The 16,721-nt window shown below is 72.2% G+C and carries 21 protein-coding genes; 15 read left to right on the top strand and 6 right to left on the bottom strand.

Annotated features, from left to right (window positions below):
* Window positions 1-44: 44 nt before the first annotated feature.
* From Sru02f_RS25880 to Sru02f_RS25840, 9 genes are read left to right on the top strand one after another with little or no spacing between them, the layout of a single operon-like run.
* A complete protein-coding gene (locus tag Sru02f_RS25880; RefSeq protein ID WP_109028491.1) occupies window positions 45-482 on the top strand; it encodes a gas vesicle structural protein GvpA in 438 nt (145 codons plus the stop codon).
* Window positions 479-1,252 carry a GvpL/GvpF family gas vesicle protein gene (locus tag Sru02f_RS25875; protein WP_109028492.1) on the top strand — a complete coding sequence of 258 codons (774 nt, stop codon included), beginning with the start codon at window positions 479-481 and terminating at the stop codon, window positions 1,250-1,252. The genes Sru02f_RS25880 and Sru02f_RS25875 overlap by 4 nt, the downstream gene beginning before the upstream one ends.
* 4 nt (window positions 1,253-1,256) lie before the next feature.
* Entirely contained in the window at window positions 1,257-1,520 is a 264-nt protein-coding gene (locus Sru02f_RS25870; protein WP_007445595.1) for a gas vesicle protein GvpG, read from the top strand.
* Complete coding sequence (locus Sru02f_RS25865; RefSeq protein WP_109028493.1) at window positions 1,517-2,218, top strand: DNA primase; 702 nt, start codon at window positions 1,517-1,519, stop codon at window positions 2,216-2,218. Before Sru02f_RS25870 ends, Sru02f_RS25865 begins: the two co-directional genes overlap by 4 nt.
* Window positions 2,215-3,366 (top strand): SRPBCC family protein, encoded by a 1,152-nt coding sequence (locus tag Sru02f_RS25860; RefSeq protein ID WP_109028494.1) that lies wholly within the window; start codon window positions 2,215-2,217, stop codon window positions 3,364-3,366. Before Sru02f_RS25865 ends, Sru02f_RS25860 begins: the two co-directional genes overlap by 4 nt.
* Entirely contained in the window at window positions 3,363-3,692 is a 330-nt protein-coding gene (locus Sru02f_RS25855) for a gas vesicle protein (protein WP_003972473.1), read from the top strand. Before Sru02f_RS25860 ends, Sru02f_RS25855 begins: the two co-directional genes overlap by 4 nt.
* Window positions 3,689-4,474: a GvpL/GvpF family gas vesicle protein gene (locus Sru02f_RS25850; protein ID WP_109028495.1), complete on the top strand. Its 786-nt coding sequence runs from the start codon at window positions 3,689-3,691 to the stop codon at window positions 4,472-4,474. The genes Sru02f_RS25855 and Sru02f_RS25850 overlap by 4 nt, the downstream gene beginning before the upstream one ends.
* The gene (locus Sru02f_RS25845; RefSeq protein ID WP_003972471.1) at window positions 4,471-4,653 is read left to right on the top strand and encodes a gas vesicle protein; all 183 of its coding nucleotides are present in this window, start codon (window positions 4,471-4,473) and stop codon (window positions 4,651-4,653) included. The genes Sru02f_RS25850 and Sru02f_RS25845 overlap by 4 nt, the downstream gene beginning before the upstream one ends.
* 1 nt (window position 4,654) lies before the next feature.
* On the top strand, window positions 4,655-4,951 hold the full coding sequence (locus Sru02f_RS25840) for a gas vesicle protein K (RefSeq protein ID WP_109028496.1): 297 nt from the start codon (window positions 4,655-4,657) through the stop codon (window positions 4,949-4,951).
* A gap of 90 nt (window positions 4,952-5,041) precedes the next feature.
* Here the strand turns inward: Sru02f_RS25840 and Sru02f_RS25835 are convergent, their stop codons facing one another.
* From Sru02f_RS25835 to Sru02f_RS25825, 3 genes are all read right to left on the bottom strand, one after another.
* Window positions 5,042-5,212: a hydrophobic protein gene (locus Sru02f_RS25835; protein WP_052840530.1), complete on the bottom strand. Its 171-nt coding sequence runs from the start codon at window positions 5,210-5,212 to the stop codon at window positions 5,042-5,044.
* Window positions 5,213-5,266: 54 nt separating this feature from the next.
* On the bottom strand, window positions 5,267-6,088 hold the full coding sequence (locus Sru02f_RS25830; RefSeq protein ID WP_109028497.1) for a methyltransferase domain-containing protein: 822 nt from the start codon (window positions 6,086-6,088) through the stop codon (window positions 5,267-5,269).
* Between the two features lie 120 nt (window positions 6,089-6,208).
* Window positions 6,209-7,714 carry a bifunctional phosphatase PAP2/diacylglycerol kinase family protein gene (locus Sru02f_RS25825; RefSeq protein ID WP_109028498.1) on the bottom strand — a complete coding sequence of 502 codons (1,506 nt, stop codon included), beginning with the start codon at window positions 7,712-7,714 and terminating at the stop codon, window positions 6,209-6,211.
* 123 nt (window positions 7,715-7,837) lie between these two features.
* On the opposite strand from Sru02f_RS25825, the gene Sru02f_RS25820 reads away from it, so the two are divergent.
* On the top strand, window positions 7,838-9,457 hold the full coding sequence (locus Sru02f_RS25820) for an ABC-F family ATP-binding cassette domain-containing protein (RefSeq protein ID WP_109028499.1): 1,620 nt from the start codon (window positions 7,838-7,840) through the stop codon (window positions 9,455-9,457).
* A 39-nt stretch (window positions 9,458-9,496) separates the two neighbouring features.
* On the opposite strand, the gene Sru02f_RS25815 is transcribed toward Sru02f_RS25820, so the two are convergent.
* Window positions 9,497-10,618, bottom strand: coding sequence for a baeRF2 domain-containing protein (locus Sru02f_RS25815; protein WP_109028500.1), 1,122 nt, complete (start codon window positions 10,616-10,618; stop codon window positions 9,497-9,499).
* 62 nt (window positions 10,619-10,680) lie between these two features.
* Here Sru02f_RS25815 and Sru02f_RS25810 point away from each other — a divergent pair, with 62 nt between their 5' ends.
* A complete protein-coding gene (locus Sru02f_RS25810; protein ID WP_011030977.1) occupies window positions 10,681-10,959 on the top strand; it encodes a DUF6158 family protein in 279 nt (92 codons plus the stop codon).
* A 65-nt stretch (window positions 10,960-11,024) separates the two neighbouring features.
* Here the strand turns inward: Sru02f_RS25810 and Sru02f_RS25805 are convergent, their stop codons facing one another.
* Both Sru02f_RS25805 and Sru02f_RS25800 read right to left on the bottom strand, forming a co-directional pair.
* Entirely contained in the window at window positions 11,025-11,567 is a 543-nt protein-coding gene (locus Sru02f_RS25805) for a type 1 glutamine amidotransferase domain-containing protein (protein ID WP_109028501.1), read from the bottom strand.
* Window positions 11,568-11,592: 25 nt separating this feature from the next.
* Window positions 11,593-11,991, bottom strand: a complete 399-nt coding sequence (locus tag Sru02f_RS25800) for a DUF2795 domain-containing protein (RefSeq protein WP_109028502.1) — start codon at window positions 11,989-11,991, stop codon at window positions 11,593-11,595.
* A 208-nt stretch (window positions 11,992-12,199) separates the two neighbouring features.
* Between Sru02f_RS25800 and Sru02f_RS25795 the strand changes: the two genes are divergently transcribed.
* From Sru02f_RS25795 to Sru02f_RS25780, 4 genes are all read left to right on the top strand, one after another.
* Window positions 12,200-14,590: an ATP-binding cassette domain-containing protein gene (locus tag Sru02f_RS25795; protein ID WP_109028503.1), complete on the top strand. Its 2,391-nt coding sequence runs from the start codon at window positions 12,200-12,202 to the stop codon at window positions 14,588-14,590.
* Between the two features lie 116 nt (window positions 14,591-14,706).
* Window positions 14,707-15,177, top strand: coding sequence for a helix-turn-helix transcriptional regulator (locus Sru02f_RS25790; RefSeq protein ID WP_373103747.1), 471 nt, complete (start codon window positions 14,707-14,709; stop codon window positions 15,175-15,177).
* 5 nt (window positions 15,178-15,182) lie between these two features.
* Entirely contained in the window at window positions 15,183-15,599 is a 417-nt protein-coding gene (locus tag Sru02f_RS25785) for a VOC family protein (RefSeq protein ID WP_109028965.1), read from the top strand.
* 288 nt (window positions 15,600-15,887) lie between these two features.
* On the top strand, window positions 15,888-16,688 hold the full coding sequence (locus Sru02f_RS25780; protein WP_109028505.1) for an RNA polymerase sigma factor SigF: 801 nt from the start codon (window positions 15,888-15,890) through the stop codon (window positions 16,686-16,688).
* Window positions 16,689-16,721: the final 33 nt, after the last annotated feature.

The following is a 16,721-nucleotide window of genomic DNA, read 5'->3' as shown; positions in this document are numbered from 1 at the left end:
GCGAACACCACCCACACCACCGACAAGATGGAGGAACAGCAGGCATGACTGTCGTACCGGCACAACAGACCGGCGGCGGAGGCGGCAGCAGCGGCCTCTACGACGTGCTTGAGCTTGTTCTGGACAGGGGGCTCGTCATCGACGCATTCGTGCGCGTCTCCCTGGTCGGCATCGAGATCCTGAAGATCGACGTCCGCGTCGTCGTCGCCAGCGTGGACACCTATCTGCGCTTCGCCGAGGCGTGCAACCGGCTCGACCTGGAGGCCGGGCCGCGCAAGGACCCGGGGCTGCCCGACCTGGTCGGCGAGATGACCGAGTCCGGCGCCCGGGGCAAGTCCAAGGGGGCGCTGTCCGGCGCCGCCGAGACCATCTCGGACGCGTTCAAGCAGGCCCGTGAGGACGGCGGCTCCGAACGGGAGACGTCGTCGCGTCCGCGGACCCGCAAGGCCGCGCCCTCGCGCCGGAAGGAGGAGCAGGAGTGAGTACGTACGTCTACGGCATCACCGCCGCCACGCGTCCCTCGCTCCCCGAGGGCACGGGCGGGGTCGGCGACCCACCGCGCGAGGTGCGGATCCTCAAGGAGGGCGAGCTGGCGGCCGTCGTCAGTGACGCCCCCGAGGGGCTGCGCCCCAAGCGCAGGGAGCTCCTCGCCCACCAGAACGTGCTGAGCGAGATCGGTGCGGACGGCTGTGTGCTGCCCATGCGCTTCGGCAGCGTCGCCCCCGACGACCAGGCGGTCACCGGAGTCCTCGCCGAGCGCGCCGAGCACTACGCGGAACGCCTGGGGGCGCTGGACGGCCGCGTCGAGTACAACATCAAGGCCAACCACGTCGAAGAGGCCGTACTGCATCACGTGATGGCCGAGAACCCCGAGATCCGCGCCCTCGCCGAGTCCAACAGGCAGGCGGGTGGCGGGACGTACGAGACGAAGATCCAGCTCGGCGAGATGGTCGCGGCCGCGGTCAAGGACAAGGAGGCCGCGGACGCCACGGCGCTGGAGCGCGCCCTGGAGGCCGCCGCCGACGCCGTGAGCGTGGGCCCCGAGTCCACCGGCTGGCTGGCCAACGTCTCGTTCCTGGTGAAGCGGGAGGCGGCCGACGAGTTCTTGGCCGCCGTCGAGCGGGCCCGCGGCCGGATGCCGCACCTGGAGGTCCGCGTGAACGGCCCGCTGCCGCCGTACAGCTTCGTCGAGCCCGGGCCGGCCGAGCCCGCGGGCACGGCGGCCGGCGGGGCGGACGCCGGAGTGGGGTGACGACATGGGACTGATCTCGGAGGTCCTGCTGCTGCCGTTCGCACCGGTGCGCGGCAGCGGGTGGGCCATCAGACAGGTGCTGGAGGAGGCCGAGCGGATCTACTACGACCCGGCCACGGTAAGGGCCGAACTTGCCCGCCTGGAAGAGCAGTTGGAGGCCGGTGAGATCACGGAGGAGGAGTTCGACCGACAGGAGGACGAGCTCTTGGACCGGCTGGAGATCGCTACGCGCACGAGCGCGGGATTGGGCAACGGGACGGCACCATGAATCGAGTGGGACTGGGCCTCGCCATAGGGGCCGGATACCTGCTGGGACGCACGAAGAAGCTGAAGATGGCGGTCGCCGTGGGGACCATGGTGGCCGGCAAGAAGCTGAACCTGACCCCGAAGGGCATCGCCGAACTGGTCTCCGGCCAACTGCAGAACAACCCGCAGTTCAAGGAGATCGGGGACCAGTTGCGCACGGACCTGCGGGGCGTGGGCAAGGCGGCCTCGGGCGCCATGGTCGAGCGGCAGATCGACGCCCTCGCCGACCGGCTGCACGGGCGCACCGCCGAGGTGCGCGACCAGCTCTCCGGCGTGGCCTCCCGGGCACCCGGCACCGGATCCGACGACTCCCACGACTCCCGCGACTCCGAGGCCTCGGAGGACTCGGAGTACGAGGAGGCCGGAGAGCGAGCGGAACCCGAGCAGACCGAGGAGCCCGAGCAGGCCGAGGAGTCCGAGGAGTCCGAGGAGCGGCGGGCGCCGCGGCGCGCGCGGCCCGCGAAGAAGGCACCGCCCGAGGCGCGCGGCACGGCCAGGAAGGCGCCGGCGAAGAAGGCCGCCGCCAAGGCCCCCGCGAAGAAGGCGGCGGCCAAGCGTGCCCAACCCGCCAAGAAGGCGGCCGGAAAGAAGACGGCAGGGGCCAGGAACGCCGCCCGCGGCACCGGTGCCCGGCGGTCGAAGGACGGTGGTGAGCGATGAGCGACTCCCTGGGGTCCGCGGCCTCCACGGCGGGAAAGGCCGCGAAGAAGAACCCGCTGGCCGACGTGGCGCAGAGTGAGGCGGCCGACCGGCTCAAGGCCGAGGTGCAGGACTACCTCGCCGCCCAGGCGACCCGGCTGCTGACCGGGGTCGGCACCAAGCTCGGCGAGACCACCGGCAAACTGAACGACATCGCCGAGGGCAACAGCCCCGGATTCGCCAAGCTCGCCCTCGACGGCGGACGCAAGCTGGCCGAGGGCAAGAGCCCGATGCGGGCCGCCTTCGAGGTCGGCGCCGGCAAGGTGAAGGACAACGTGGTCGGCGCCTTCAAGAACCTCACCGGCGGCAAGGGCCGCAAGAAGGGCGGTGGGGGCCAGAAGCCGACCGTCATCATCGAGTACGTCGACGTGGGCGTGCCGCTGCGCACGGCCTACGACCAGTGGACCCAGTACCAGGACTTCAGCACCTTCGCGAAGGGCGTCAAGAGCGCGAACCGCGCCGACGACACGACCTCGGACTGGCAGCTGAAGGTCCTGTGGTCCAACCGCAGCTGGAAGGCGACGACCACCGAGCAGGTGCCCGACGACCGGATCTCCTGGACGTCGGAGGGCGCCAAGGGCTCGACCAAGGGTGTCGTCAGCTTCCACCGGCTCGCCGACAGCCTGACCCGCGTGGTCCTGGTCATCGAGTACTACCCGTCGGGCCTGTTCGAGAAGACCGGCAACATCTGGCGCGCCCAGGGCCGCCGCGCCCGGCTCGACCTCAAGAACTTCGTCCGCCACATCACCTTCAAGGGCGAGGCCGACGACGGCTGGCGCGGCGAGATCCGCGACGGCGAGGTGGTCCGCAGCCACGAGGACGCCGTCGCCGAGGAGGAAGAGGAGCGGCAGGGGGAGCAGGAGCAGGAGCCGGAGCAGGAGCCCGAGGGCGAGTACGACGAGGAGGCGGAGGGCGAGCCCGAAGAGGAGTACGAGGAAGAGGCGGAAAGCGAGTACGAGGACCCTGAGGAGGACGAGGCGCCCGAGGAGGACGAGGAGCACGAGGCGCCCGAGGAGGACAAGCAAGCCGGGGAGGACGAGTACGCGTCCGGTGACGAGTACGAGGACGAGGACGAGTACGAGGACGCCGAGGGCGGGAGCCGTCGATGACCACCCCCAGCCGGCTGCCCGATCCCTACGGCCAGGGACAGAGCGCCAACCTCGCCGACATCCTGGAGCGGGTGCTCGACAAGGGAGTCGTGATCGCGGGCGACATCAAGATCAACCTGCTCGACATCGAGTTGCTGACCATCAAGCTGCGGCTCGTCGTCGCCTCCGTCGACAAGGCCAAGGAGATGGGCATCGACTGGTGGGAGAGCGACCCCGCGCTGTCCTCGCGCGCCCGGCACGACGAGCTCACCCGGGAGAACGCGGCGCTCCGCGAACGCCTGCGTGAGCTGGACCCGGGCCGGGTGCCGAGGGAGGAGGCGCCGTGACCGGACTGCGCTACGTCTACGCCGTCTGCCGCCCCTTCGGCGCGGCCCTCCAGTCCCAGCTCGCGGGCGTGGCGGACGACCCGCCCCGGCTGCTGCCGCACGGAGACCTGGTCGCCGTCGTCAGCCATGTGCCCGAGGCCGACTTCGGCGAGGCGGCACTGCGCGACCACCTGGAGGACCTGGACTGGCTGACCGCCACCGCCCGCGCCCACCAGCAGGTGGTCGACGCGCTCACCGCCGTCACCACCCCGCTGCCGCTCCGGCTGGCCACCGTCTTCAGGGACGACAGCGGCGTACGCGTGATGCTGGAGGAGCGCGAGGCGGCCTTCCGGCGCACGCTCGACCGGCTGGACGGCCGGGTGGAGTGGGGCGTGAAGGTGTACGTCGAGGCGGATCCGGCGCAGCAGGCGCAGTCCGCGCGGCCGGCCGAGCCCGCGCCGAAGCCCGCCTCGGGCCGGGACTACCTTCGGCAGCGGCGCCGGCAGTCGCGGGCGAACGACGACCTGTGGAGCAGGGCCGAACAGTTCGCCACCGGTCTGCACGCGACGCTGTCCGACCGGGCCGACGCCGCCCGGCTGCACGCGCCGCAGAACCCCCGCCTTTCCGGTGCCGCCGGGCGGAACGTTCTCAATGCCGCCTATCTGGTGGCCCGCGACGCATCCGAGGAATTCGTCGAAATGGTGGACCGTACGAAGGACGACGCGCCCGGAATTCGCGTGGAACTCACCGGTCCGTGGGCGGCCTATTCCTTCGCCGGAGAGACAGAGGAGGAGGGATCGTGACCGTCGTGGAGCGCCGCGAGATCGCGTTGGTCGACCTGCTCGACCGGCTGCTGGCGGGCGGCGTCGTCATCACCGGTGACGTCACGCTGCGCATCGCGGACGTCGACCTGGTCCGCATCGATCTGAACGCGCTGATCAGCTCGGTCAACCGCAACGTTCCCTCACCGTTCGGGGACTGACGTGACCGAACCCGCCGAGCCCCGCAAGCGCCGCCTCGACCTCGAGCCGGACACGGTCGAGCGCGACCTGATGAAGCTGGTCCTGACGGTCGTCGAACTGCTGCGCCAGCTCATGGAACGCCAGGCCCTGCGCCGTGTCGACGAGGGCGACCTGAGCGAGGACCAGGAAGAGCGGATCGGGCTCACCCTGATGCTCCTCGACGACCGCATGACCGAGCTGCGTGACCGCTACGGACTGCGGCCCGAGGACCTGAACCTGGACCTCGGGCCGCTGGGACCGCTGCTGCCCCGGGAGTGAGCACTCCCGGGGCAGCGGCCTCGTCACCTCTTGTACGTCACCTGTTGCAGGTCACTTGTTGTACGTCATCCGTCGTGCGTCACCGGTCGTTCACCACCGGTACCAGCGGCCCCTGCCGCCGCCGGCCGTCGTCCCGCGGGCCAGGAAACCGATCAGCCACAGGACCAGAACCGCCAGAGCGATCCACCAGAGAATCTTCACCGCGAATCCGACACCGAAAAGGACGATCGCGAGAAGCAGTACGAGCAGAAGCGGAACCATGATGTTGAACCTCCTGTCGTACTGGTTTCCCGGATTTCACCGAACAGGCGTCGGTCACGCTTCCTTTCGGCACAGAATTTCTCCGTGCAGAACGCTGAACCAGCTTTCCGGGTGCTTTCCCCAGTCCCGCCAGGCCGCCGATACGGCGCGCAGTCGCTCCGGCGTCGCATGGCCGCCCTCGGTCGCCCGCTCCGCGTACGCGGACGCCAGGGTGCGGTCCGCCCACAGGCCGCTCCACCACTCCCGCTCCTCGGGCGTGGTGAAGGTCCAGGTGGCCGAGGTCGCCGTGATGTCGGTGAACCCCGCCTCCAGCGCCCAGGCCTTCAGCCGGCGCCCGGCGTCCGGCTCGCCGCCGTTGGCGCGGGCCACCCGGTGGTACAGGTCCAGCCAGTCGTCCATGCCCGAGGACGCGGGGTACCAGGTCATGGCCCCGTAGTCGGAGTCGCGGACGGCGATGAACCCGCCCGGCCGCGCGACCCGCCTCATCTCGCGCAGCGCCCGCACCGGGTCACCCACGTGCTGGAGCACCTGGTGGGCGTGGACCACGCAGAAGGTGTCGTCCGGGTAGTCCAGCGCGTGCACGTCCGCGACCGCGAAGCCGGTGTTCTCCAGCCCCCGCGCGGCGGCCGTGGCCCTGGCCCGCTCCACGATCTCCGGCGACCGGTCCACGCCGGTGACGTGGCCGTCCGGGACCAGCTCCGCCAGGTCGGCGGTGATGGTGCCCGGCCCGCAGCCGATGTCCAGGATCCGCATGTGGGGCCGCAGGGAGCCGAGCAGGTAGGCGGCGGAGTTCTCGGCGGTGCGCCAGGTGTGCGAACGCAGCACGGACTCGTGGTGCCCGTGCGTGTATACGGCGGTCTCATGCGGCTTCGGCATGGTCGATCCCCTCTCCCGACAGTGTGATCACGGTACGCCCGTCAGCCGCATGGTGAGATCACCGTTTTGCCATGTGGACTGACAGGGTGTCAGGGAAGGGTGTCAGGGAGGGGTGTGGCGTCAGGAGAACAGGCCGCCACCGGGCAGCGGCCGGTACACCGTGAGCGCCTCGGGCAGCTTCTCCAGCGTGAGGTCGCCCTCGGTCTCGGTCAGCTCGCCGTCGTACGCCATCAGCGTGCCCGGCGCGACCCCCGACAGGCGCAGCCGGGGCACCTGCACCGCCGCATGGGCGGGGGAGCGGGTCAGCGGTCCGGCGAGGGCCGCCGACAGCAGCCGCAGGGCCGGCCGGCGGCCCCCGTGCACCACCCGCACGTCCAGCTGTCCGTCGGCCAGGTCGAGCCGGCGCCCCGAGGCGAGCCCGCGGCGGTGGTAGGTGCCGTTGCCCGCGAACAGCATCCACAGCGGGCGCCGGCGGCCCCGCACCTCGGCCTCCAGCGGGTGCCGGTCGGCGCGCAGCACCCGCACGGCGGCGAGCACCCCGGCCGGCCAGCCGCCGATCCGGGACGACCAGCGCTCCCGCTCGTTGACCAGCTCCGGGTACACGCCGAGGCTGAAGGTGTTCAGGAAGACACCGCGCCGCCCGCCGGAGGCGAACCGGCCCACGTCCACCCGCACCCCCTCGCCCCGCTCCAGCGCCCCGCACAGATCCCTTACGTCCTCCACGCCCAGGTCGTAGGCGAAGTGGTTGAGCGTGCCGCCGGGCAGCACCGCGAGCGGCAGGCCGTGGCGGAGCGCGATCTCGGCCGCCGCGTTCACGGTGCCGTCGCCGCCGCACACACCGAGCGCCCGGGCGTGGCCGGCCGCCTTCTCGAGTTCGGCCCGGACGTCCCCGGGCTCGCATTCCACGACCTCCGCGTCGGGCAGCGCGTCGCACAGGGCCCGCACCCGGTCCGAGGTGCCCGAGCCGACGTTGGCGACCATCACCAGCCCCTCGCCCCCCGGCAGCGCGGGCACCTCGGCACGCGGCCGGGCCGGCGGGGTGTGCTGGGCCCGGGTCGGCACCAGGCCCCGTACCGCGAACGCGGCCCCCGCACCGAGGGCCGCACCGGCCACGACGTCGCTCGGGAAGTGGACACCGGTGTAGACCCGGGACAGGGCCACCGCGGCGGCCACCGGGGCCACCGCCGCGCCCCACGCCGGTGACTCCAGCGCGACCCCGGTCGCGAACGCGGCGGCCGACGCGGCGTGCCCCGAGGGGAAGGACGTCGTGATCGGCTGCCGCTTCAGCTGCCGCACCAGCGGCACCGGGTCCAGTACCGGACGGGGGCGCCGCACCGAGCGCTTGCCCAGCGTGTTGATCGCCAGCGAGGCCAGGCCCAGCGAGGCGAGCCCCCGGGCGGCCGCGCGCCGGGCCCTCGGGGTGCGCGACGCGGCCAGGGCGGCGCCCACCGCGAACCACAGCACTCCGTGATTGGCGCCGCGGCTCAACCGGGGCAGCAGCGGGTCCGCGCCCGGCCAGGTGCGGGAGGCGACGGCCTCGAACGCCCGCTGGTCCAGCCGCAGGAAGCCGTTGCGGAGGGGGTGCGGGCCGGGCGTGGCGGCGGTGAGGTCTACGTCGGGACTCATGGATCCCGCCTACCCTGCGGACGGCGTTTCCTGCCGGTGGTCCGCGCCACATGCCCGGGGCTCGGACGCCGCGGCGGAAATGGGTTTGCCCGGGGAGCCGCCGGAGCCGCAGAATCCCGTCCCATGGGTCACCTCGAAGCCGCGCACCTGGAGTACTACCTTCCCGACGGGAGGGCGCTCCTCGGCGACGTCTCCTTCCGGGTGGGGGAGGGGGCCGTCGTGGCCCTCGTCGGACCCAACGGCGCGGGCAAGACCACCCTGCTGCGACTGCTGGCCGGTGAGCTGAAGCCGCACGGCGGGACCGTGGCCGTCGGTGGCGGCCTCGGCGTGATGCGCCAGTTCGTGGGCTCCGTACGCGACGAGACCACCGTGCGCGACCTGCTGGTGTCCGTCGCGCCGCCCCGGATCCGCGAGGCCGCACGCGCCGTCGACGCCGCCGAGCACGCGATCATGACGGTGGACGACGAGGCCGCCCAGCTGACCTACGCGCAGGCGCTCTCCGACTGGGCCGAGGCACGGGGGTACGAGGCGGAGACCCTGTGGGACATGTGCACCACGGCCGCGCTGGGGATGCCGTACGACAAGGCGCAGTGGCGGCAGGTGCGCACCCTGTCCGGAGGTGAACAGAAACGCCTCGTCCTGGAGGCGCTGCTGCGCGGCACCGACGAGGTGCTGCTGCTCGACGAGCCGGACAACTACCTCGACGTGCCCGGCAAGCGCTGGCTGGAGGAGCGGCTCGCCGAGACCCGCAAGACCGTACTGTTCGTCTCCCACGACCGGGAGCTGCTGGCCCGCGCCGCCGAGAAGATCGTCTCGGTCGAGCCGGGGCCCGCGGGCGCCGACGCCTGGGTGCACGGCGGTGGCTTCACCACCTTCCACGAGGCCCGCCGCGAACGCTTCGCCCGCTTCGAGGAACTGCGCCGCCGCTGGGACGAGAAGCACGCCCAGCTGAAGAAGCTGGTGCTGACGCTGCGCCAGGCCGCGGAGAACAGTCACGACATGGCGTCCCGCTACCGCGCCGCCCAGACCAGGCTGCGCAAGTTCGAGGAGGCCGGACCGCCGCCCGAGCCGCCGCGCGAGCAGGACATCAGGATGCGCCTGAAGGGCGGCCGCACCGGCGTCCGCGCCGTCACCTGCGGGCAACTGGAACTCACCGGCCTGATGAAACCCTTCGACCTGGAGGTCTTCTACGGCGAACGGGTCGCCGTCCTCGGCTCCAACGGCTCCGGCAAGTCGCACTTCCTGCGGCTGCTGGCCGGCGAAGACGTGGCGCACACCGGGGACTGGAAGCTCGGGGCGCGCGTGGTGCCCGGCCACTTCGCGCAGACCCACGCCCACCCCGAGCTGCTGGGCCGCACCCTCCTGGACATCCTGTGGACCGAGCACGCCCAGGACCGGGGCGCCGCCATGTCCCGGCTGCGCCGCTACGAACTGACCCAGCAGGCCGAGCAGGCCTTCGACCGGCTCTCCGGCGGCCAGCAGGCCCGCTTCCAGATCCTGCTGCTGGAACTCCAGGGCGTCACCGCCCTGCTCCTCGACGAGCCCACCGACAACCTCGACCTGGAATCGGCCGAAGCCCTCCAGGAGGGCCTGGAGGGCTTCGAGGGCACGGTCCTCTCGGTCACCCACGACCGGTGGTTCGCCCGCTCCTTCGACCGGTACCTGGTCTTCGGCAGCGACGGCCGGGTGCGCGAGACGGCGGAGCCGGTCTGGGACGAACGGCGGGTGGAGCGGGCCCGCTGACCTCCGGACTCCGGGGGGACCCGGAAGACCCGGGGGAGATCACTTCCAGCGCAGCAGCGCCCCCAGGCCGCCCACCGGCGCCTTCTGGGAGGTCTCCGGCGGCAGCACCGGCGTCACCGAGATCGCGGGCGCGCCCGTCATCACCGCCGACCGCAGCAGGGCGTCGTCCGCCCGCGCCGACCAGGAGTTCTGCTCACCGAGCGTCTTCAGCTCCGTACGGCGCACCGCCACCTGGTCGGCGTCCTCGCCGATCCACACCTCGCGGTGCGTGTCGGGGGCGTCCGGAATGACCAGCAGCTCGTCGATGCGGTGCTCCCGGGCGGCCTCGACCAGCGCGGGCACGCCCTCCGCCGCGCCGGCCCGGCCCTCGTCGTCCGGCGACCGGGCGGCCAGGAACCGGTCCAGGTCCTCCCGGGCACGGGCCCGGACGTGGTCGTCGCGCAGCCCCTCCACCTCGTCGTCCAGCAGCCTGCTCCCGGCGCCCCGGGAGGCCTCGGCGACGCGGTCCTGAAGACGCGCGGGCAGCCGCTCGTGCACCGAGCGCCGCTCCCGGTCGTCACCGACCAGGATCAGCAGGTCGGCGCCGGTCTCCTCCTGGCACACGGCGAGCGCGTCCGCGATCTCCGCCGCGTTGTGCTCCCAGGTGTTCTCCACCCGGAGCTGAAAGTGGCGCTCCGACCAGTCCGCGCTGCTCGTGCGGTGCACCGGCCACTGCCTGCCGGTCACGCCGCCCGCGTCGGAGCTGCCCAGCGCGCTGCGCAGCTCGAAGTCGGCACCCTTGCGGTCGACGTACGCCACCACGCACACCGGGTCCTCGCCGGCCAGGTCGAGCAGCGGCGTGACGTGCGGCAGCGGGGCCCAGTCGGCGGTGGTCCCGCCGTACGGGGGCCGGGCCAGCGCCGGATCGAGGACCACCTGTCCCGCACACGCGAACAGGGCCCGCCCGTGCGGATCGGTGGCGTGCCGCAGCTCGTCCACCGCCTCCCGCACCGCCCGGCAGGTGGCGTCGTCCGCGCCCTGCTCCGCCAGCTCCCGGGCCACCGCGGCGGCCGTCAGCTCACGCTCGTGGGGGGTGTCCTCCGTGTGCCGGGAGAGGTCGACGTAGACGGAGGCCCAGGGGCCCTGGTGTTCGTAGAGGGGGTGCAGAAACGCGAGATCCATGTGGCTGCCCTCCCGGGTGCCGCTCGGGGGTGGTAGTGCTGCGGGGCGGGTACCCGGGACGCATGAACGAACACGACACGCGGGACGACACCATGACCGGAGTGGACCCGGGCCGCCTGGACGACCAGCAGCTGATGAAAGAGCTGGAGACCATCCACCGCACGCGCCACGACACCCTGCTGTACGGGTCGAACGACGCGCTGCGGGCCCACAACGACCGCATGGCCCGGCTGGAGGGCGAGTGGCTGCGCCGCAACCCCCGGCGCCCGGTGGCCCCCGGCCGCACCCGCGAGGGCGCCCGGGAACGCGGCTGCGGCCAGGCCGCCGCGCCCGGTGGCTGAGCGCGGCGGCGGGCCACCGACGATCCTCGCCGGTGGCCCGTCCGCCCGTCGCCCGTCCGCCCGCCTCAGTCGGCCGCCTTGGCGAACTCCGCGAGGTAGGTCTCGCAGAACGCCTCGAGGTCGTCCGGCTTGCGGCTGGTGATCAGGACGTTGTCGCCCGCGTCGCAGACCTTGACCTGTTCGTCGACCCAGGTGGCGCCCGCGTTGCGCAGGTCCGTTCGCAGACTGGGCCACGAGGTCATGGTGCGGCCGCGCACCACGTCCGCCTCCACGAGCGTCCACGGCGCGTGACAGATGGCGGCCACCGGCCGGCCCTGCGTGAAGAAGTCCTTGACGAACGCCACGGCCTTCTCGTCCATTCGCAGGAAGTCCGGATTGGCCACCCCGCCGGGCAGGACGAGACCGCCGAACGTGTCGGCGGAGGTCTCGCCCACCACCTCGTCGACGGGGAACGTGTCCGCCTTGTCGAGGTGGTCGAAGCCTTGGATCTCGCCGGACTGCGTGGAGACGAGCACCGGGTCGTGCCCCGCGTCCTTCGCCGCCCGCCACGGCTCGGTCAGTTCCACCTGCTCCACGCCCTCGGGCGCGGTCAGAAATGCGATGCGCATGGAGTTTCGGTATCCCTTCCGGCGCCTATGCGCCCTGCGGACCGGGCCGGCCGCTCTCGGTGAGGGCCACCGCCAGCTCCTGGACGTTGTCGTAGCGCGCCTTGTGCGGCAGTCGGTCCAGCTCCTCGACGAGGGCGTCCGGCGCGTCGCCGCGGCGCAGTGTGCGGGTCAGTTCCCGCGGTCCCGCGGGGAAGCTGCCCCGGGTCAGGTTCCGGGCCAGCTCGAGCCGCAGGGCCTCCAGGTACGTCGGTCCGCGGCCCGGTGTCACCGGTCCGTACATGACGTCCGGATCGTCCTCGGCGGCCGGTTCCGGGTCGTTCCACTCCTCGCTGCGGGTGGGGTGCCCGGACCTGAGCAGACCCTGCAGTTCATGCTTCATCTCGTCGTCGCGGTGGACGCTCATCCGGTCGCTGCCTCGCTGCATGTCTCCCTCCAGATCCTCAGGGGGTGCCGACCGCGTACCCGGACACCGCGGACCGACACGGATTCGTCCGGACGGGTCCGCTCCGATTTCCGCGGCCCGGGAGCGGATCAGTAATCGAGAAGCGCGGGCCGCCGGGCGCCCTCTAGCGTGTGACCACCGAGGCACTGAGGGCGTCACCTTCACCGAGCCCCCGACAGATGGAGACACGATGAGCAGCGCCAAGAGGCCGGGCCCGCAGGGACCCGAGTCGCACGTCGCCGACAGCCACGACCTGATCCGTGTGCACGGCGCCCGCGAGAACAACCTCAAGGACGTCAGCATCGACATTCCCAAGCGCCGGCTGACCGTGTTCACCGGCGTCTCCGGCTCGGGCAAGAGCTCGCTGGTGTTCAACACGATCGCCGCCGAGTCGCAGCGGCTGATCAACGAGACCTACAGCGCGTTCGTCCAGGGCTTCATGCCCACGCTCGCCCGCCCCGAGGTGGACGTCCTGGACGGCCTCACCACCGCCATCATCGTGGACCAGCAGCGGATGGGCGCCGACCCCCGCTCCACCGTCGGCACCGCCACCGACGTCAACGCGATGCTGCGCATCCTCTTCAGCCGCCTCGGCGAGCCCCGCATCGGCCCGCCCAGCGCGTACTCCTTCAACACCGCCTCGGTCCGGGCCAGCGGCGCGATCACCGTCGAGCGGGGCAACAAGAAGGCGGTCAGGGCGACCTTCGAGCGCACCGGCGGCATGTGCACCCACTGCGAGGGCCGCGGCACCGTCTCCGACATCGACCTCACCCAGCTCTACGACGACTCCAAGTCGCTCGCCGAGGGCGCCTTCACCATCCCCGGCTGGAAGTCGGACAGCCAGTGGACCGTGCAGGTGTACGCCCAGTCCGGCTTCGTCGACCCGGACAGGCCGATCCGCGAGTACACCGACAAGGAGCTGCGGGACTTCCTGTACGGCGAGCCGGTCAAGGTGAAGGTCAACGGCGTCAACCTCACCTACGAAGGCCTGATCCCCAAGATCCAGAAGTCCTTCCTGTCCAAGGACAAGGAGGCCATGCAGCCGCACATCAGGGCCTTCGTGGAACGGGCCGTCACCTTCACCACCTGTCCCGAGTGCGAGGGCACCCGGCTCAGCGAGGGCGCCCGCTCGTCGAAGATCAAGAAGATCAGCATCGCGGACGCCTGCGCGATGGAGATCCGGGACCTCGCCGAGTGGGTCCGCGACCTCGACGAACCCTCGGTGGCGCCGCTGCTCACCGCGCTGCGCGACACCCTCGACTCCTTCGTGGAGATCGGCCTCGGCTACCTCTCCCTCGACCGGCCCGCGGGCACCCTGTCCGGCGGCGAGGCGCAGCGCGTCAAGATGATCCGCCACCTCGGCTCGTCGCTCACCGACACCACGTACGTCTTCGACGAGCCCACCGTCGGTCTGCACCCGCACGACATCCAGCGGATGAACGACCTGCTGCTGCGCCTGCGGGACAAGGGCAACACGGTCCTCGTCGTCGAGCACAAGCCGGAGGCGATCGCGATCGCCGACCACGTGGTCGACCTCGGCCCCGGCGCCGGCACCGCGGGCGGCACCGTCTGCTTCGAGGGCACCGTCGAGGAGCTGCGGGCCGCCGACACCGTCACCGGCCGCCACCTCGACGACCGGGCCGTCCTCAAGGAGTCGGTCCGCAAGCCCACCGGCGCCCTGGAGATCCGCGACGCGCGGACGCACAACCTCCAGGGCGTCGACGTCGACGTCCCGCTCGGCGTGCTCTGCGTGGTCACCGGCGTGGCGGGTTCCGGCAAGAGCTCCCTGATCCACGGCTCGGTCCCGGCCGGTGCCGACGTCGTGTCGGTCGACCAGAGCCCCATCAAGGGCTCGCGGCGCAGCAACCCGGCGACGTACACCGGACTGCTCGACCCGATCCGCAAGGCCTTCGCCAAGGCCAACGGCGTCAAGCCCGCCCTGTTCAGCGCCAACTCCGAGGGCGCCTGCCCCACCTGCAACGGCGCCGGGGTCATCTACACCGACCTGGCGATGATGGCCGGCGTCGCCGCGCCCTGCGAGGACTGCGAGGGCAAGCGGTTCCAGCCCGCCGTGCTGGAGTACCGTTTCGGCGGCCGGGACATCAGCGAGGTGCTCGCGATGTCGGTGGACCGGGCCGAGGAGTTCTTCGGCGCCGGTGAGGCGCGCACTCCGGCCGCGCACAAGATCCTCCAGCGGCTCTCCGACGTCGGGCTCGGCTACCTCACCCTCGGCCAGCCGCTGACCACCCTCTCCGGCGGCGAGCGGCAGCGCCTGAAGCTGGCCACCCACATGGGCGAGAAGGGCGGCGTGTACGTCCTCGACGAGCCCACCACGGGACTGCACCTCGCCGACGTCGAGCAGCTGCTCGGCCTGCTCGACCGCCTCGTCGACGCCGGGAAGTCGGTCATCGTCATCGAGCACCACCAGGCCGTCATGGCCCACGCCGACTGGATCATCGACCTCGGCCCCGGCGCCGGGCACGACGGCGGCCGGATCGTCTTCGAGGGCACCCCCGCCGACCTCGTCGCCGACCGCTCCACTCTCACCGGCGAGCACCTCGCCGCCTACGTCGGCGCCTGAGCGTGCCCCCCCGCCCACGGCGCCGGAAACGCTACCTGGGGTGTCCGGCGCTGTGGGATCGTGGTCGGGTGACGACGCTGGAGGATCTGGCCCGGCTGCGCCGGGCCCGCGACCTGATGGACCGCGAGTACGCCGAGCCGCTCGACGTGCCCGCGCTGGCCCGCGTCGCCCTCATGTCGGCGGGCCACTTCTCCCGCAGCTTCCGCGCCGCCTACGGGGAGACGCCGTACAGCTACCTGATGACGCGCCGCATCGAGCGGGCCATGGCGCTGCTGCGGCGCGGCGACATGAGCGTCACCGAGGTCTGCTTCGCGGTCGGCTGTACCTCGCTGGGGTCGTTCAGCTCGCGGTTCACCGAACTGGTCGGCGAGAGCCCGAGCGCCTACCGGGAGCGCGATCACGCCGACGGGGCCGCCCTCCCGGCCTGCGTCGCCAAGGTCTACACCCGGCCGGTCAGGCACGGCGAGTCGGCCAGGAGCGGGACGCCGGCCGGGAAGAGCGAGTCGGCCGGGAGCGGGACGCCGGCCGGCAGGGGCGAGTCGGTCAGGAACGGAGAAGCGGCGCCCGCGCCACCGCCCGTAGCGTGACGCGCATGGACATCAGCCTCTCGCAGTGCTTCATAGCCGTCGACGACCACGACAGGGCGCTCGCCTTCTACCGGGACGTGCTCGGCCTGGAGGTCCGCAACGACGTCGGGTACGAGGGAATGCGCTGGGTGACCCTCGGTTCCCCGGCGCAGCCCGACGTGGACATCGTTCTCGAACCCCCGCTGGCGGACCCCAACGCCTCGGCCGCCGACAAGCAGGCGATGGCCGACCTGCTGGCCAAGGGCCACCTGCGCGGCGTCATCCTCGCCACCGACGACGTCGACGCCGCCTTCGAACACGTCCGCGCCGCGGGCGCCGAGGTCCTCCAGGAACCGGTCGACCAGCCCTACGGCGTCCGCGACTGCGCCTTCCGCGACCCGGCCGGCAACATGGTGCGCCTGCACCGTCCGCGCAAGGGCTGAGAAGCGGGGGGTTTGCCGCGGGGGACACGGGGCATGCGCAAGTTCAGTGCTTCGGACAGGAGGCACGTCCGTGGGAGCGGCGCGACGCCGCCACGGATGCGTCCGTCCGGGGGCCGGACGCCCTCCCACGGTGACCGCCCGACCAAGGGCCCCGTCGTCGTCACGGTGCAGCCGCCCCTTCGAGCCGCAGGTCCCGGACCTCCGGCCGCGATCCGCGGGGCCGCACCGACCGGGCTGCCGCCCGGTGCGACGACGGGACCCCGCGCTCCGAGGGAGTTGCGACGCACCATGCCGATCCACGCCAGCGTGAAGCACCCGCACGACGACGCCCCCGACACCGCCGACGCCTTCCGCCGGCTCGCCACCCTTCCCGACGGTCCCGAGCACGACGCGCTGCGCGACCGGATCGTCGAGGCCTGGCTGCCCATGGCCGAACGGCTGGCGGGACGATTCCGCAGCCGCGGCGAGAGCTACGAGGACCTGCGCCAGGTCGCGGCCCTCGGCCTGGTCAAGGCCGTCGACCGGTACGACCCCGAGCGCGGCAACGCCTTCGAGAGCTACGCCGTACCGACCATCACCGGGGAGATCAAGCGCCACTTCCGCGACCACATGTGGACCCTGCACGTGCCGCGCCGGGTCCAGGAACTGCGCAACCGCGTGCGCTTCGCCGGCCAGGACCTGTCCCAGACCATTCCGGGCCGCAGGCCCACCGTCGCCGAGATCGCCGAGCGCGCCGAACTGAGCGAGGAGGACGTCCGGGTCGGGCTCGAGGCGCTGGAGAGCTTCACCGCCCTGTCCCTGGACGCCGAACTCCCCGGCAGCGAGGACGGCTACTCGCTGGGCGACGCGCTCGGCGCCCCCGACCCGGCCCTCGACACGGTCGTCGACCGCGAGGCGGTCAAGGGCCGGCTGGCCGCCCTGCCCCCGCGCGAGCGCGCCATCCTGTACATGCGCTTCTTCGACGACATGACCCAGAGCCGTATCGCCGAACAGCTCGGCATCTCCCAGATGCACGTCTCCCGCCTGATCACCCGCTGCTGCGACCGGGTGCGGGAGCAGGTCCTGCGGGATCCGGGTCCGGAGGCGTGAAACCCGGGACTCACCCGCCCGGACGCCGCGTTC

The sequence above is a fragment of the Streptomyces rubrogriseus genome, from assembly GCF_027947575.1.
GTDB classification, from domain to species: Bacteria; Actinomycetota; Actinomycetes; order Streptomycetales; family Streptomycetaceae; genus Streptomyces; species Streptomyces rubrogriseus.
Note: the sequence above shows the minus strand (reverse complement) of the source record. Positions and strands in the feature narration are given on the sequence as shown.

Bases quoted from the DNA above. Each gene is read 5' to 3' on its own strand.
- Sru02f_RS25880 (WP_109028491.1), top strand. From the start codon at position 45: ATGACTGTCGTACCGGCACAACAGACCGGCGGCGGAGGCGGCAGCAGC.
- Sru02f_RS25870 (WP_007445595.1), top strand. From the start codon at position 1,257: ATGGGACTGATCTCGGAGGTCCTGCTGCTGCCGTTCGCACCGGTGCGC.
- Sru02f_RS25865 (WP_109028493.1), top strand. From the start codon at position 1,517: ATGAATCGAGTGGGACTGGGCCTCGCCATAGGGGCCGGATACCTGCTG.
- Sru02f_RS25860 (WP_109028494.1), top strand. From the start codon at position 2,215: ATGAGCGACTCCCTGGGGTCCGCGGCCTCCACGGCGGGAAAGGCCGCG.
- Sru02f_RS25855 (WP_003972473.1), top strand. From the start codon at position 3,363: ATGACCACCCCCAGCCGGCTGCCCGATCCCTACGGCCAGGGACAGAGC.
- Sru02f_RS25835 (WP_052840530.1), bottom strand. From the start codon at position 5,212: ATGGTTCCGCTTCTGCTCGTACTGCTTCTCGCGATCGTCCTTTTCGGT.
- Sru02f_RS25830 (WP_109028497.1), bottom strand. From the start codon at position 6,088: ATGCCGAAGCCGCATGAGACCGCCGTATACACGCACGGGCACCACGAG.
- Sru02f_RS25825 (WP_109028498.1), bottom strand. From the start codon at position 7,714: ATGAGTCCCGACGTAGACCTCACCGCCGCCACGCCCGGCCCGCACCCC.
- Sru02f_RS25820 (WP_109028499.1), top strand. From the start codon at position 7,838: ATGGGTCACCTCGAAGCCGCGCACCTGGAGTACTACCTTCCCGACGGG.
- Sru02f_RS25815 (WP_109028500.1), bottom strand. From the start codon at position 10,618: ATGGATCTCGCGTTTCTGCACCCCCTCTACGAACACCAGGGCCCCTGG.
- Sru02f_RS25810 (WP_011030977.1), top strand. From the start codon at position 10,681: ATGAACGAACACGACACGCGGGACGACACCATGACCGGAGTGGACCCG.
- Sru02f_RS25805 (WP_109028501.1), bottom strand. From the start codon at position 11,567: ATGCGCATCGCATTTCTGACCGCGCCCGAGGGCGTGGAGCAGGTGGAA.
- Sru02f_RS25800 (WP_109028502.1), bottom strand. From the start codon at position 11,991: ATGCAGCGAGGCAGCGACCGGATGAGCGTCCACCGCGACGACGAGATG.
- Sru02f_RS25795 (WP_109028503.1), top strand. From the start codon at position 12,200: ATGAGCAGCGCCAAGAGGCCGGGCCCGCAGGGACCCGAGTCGCACGTC.
- Sru02f_RS25790 (WP_373103747.1), top strand. From the start codon at position 14,707: ATGGACCGCGAGTACGCCGAGCCGCTCGACGTGCCCGCGCTGGCCCGC.
- Sru02f_RS25785 (WP_109028965.1), top strand. From the start codon at position 15,183: ATGGACATCAGCCTCTCGCAGTGCTTCATAGCCGTCGACGACCACGAC.
- Sru02f_RS25780 (WP_109028505.1), top strand. From the start codon at position 15,888: ATGCCGATCCACGCCAGCGTGAAGCACCCGCACGACGACGCCCCCGAC.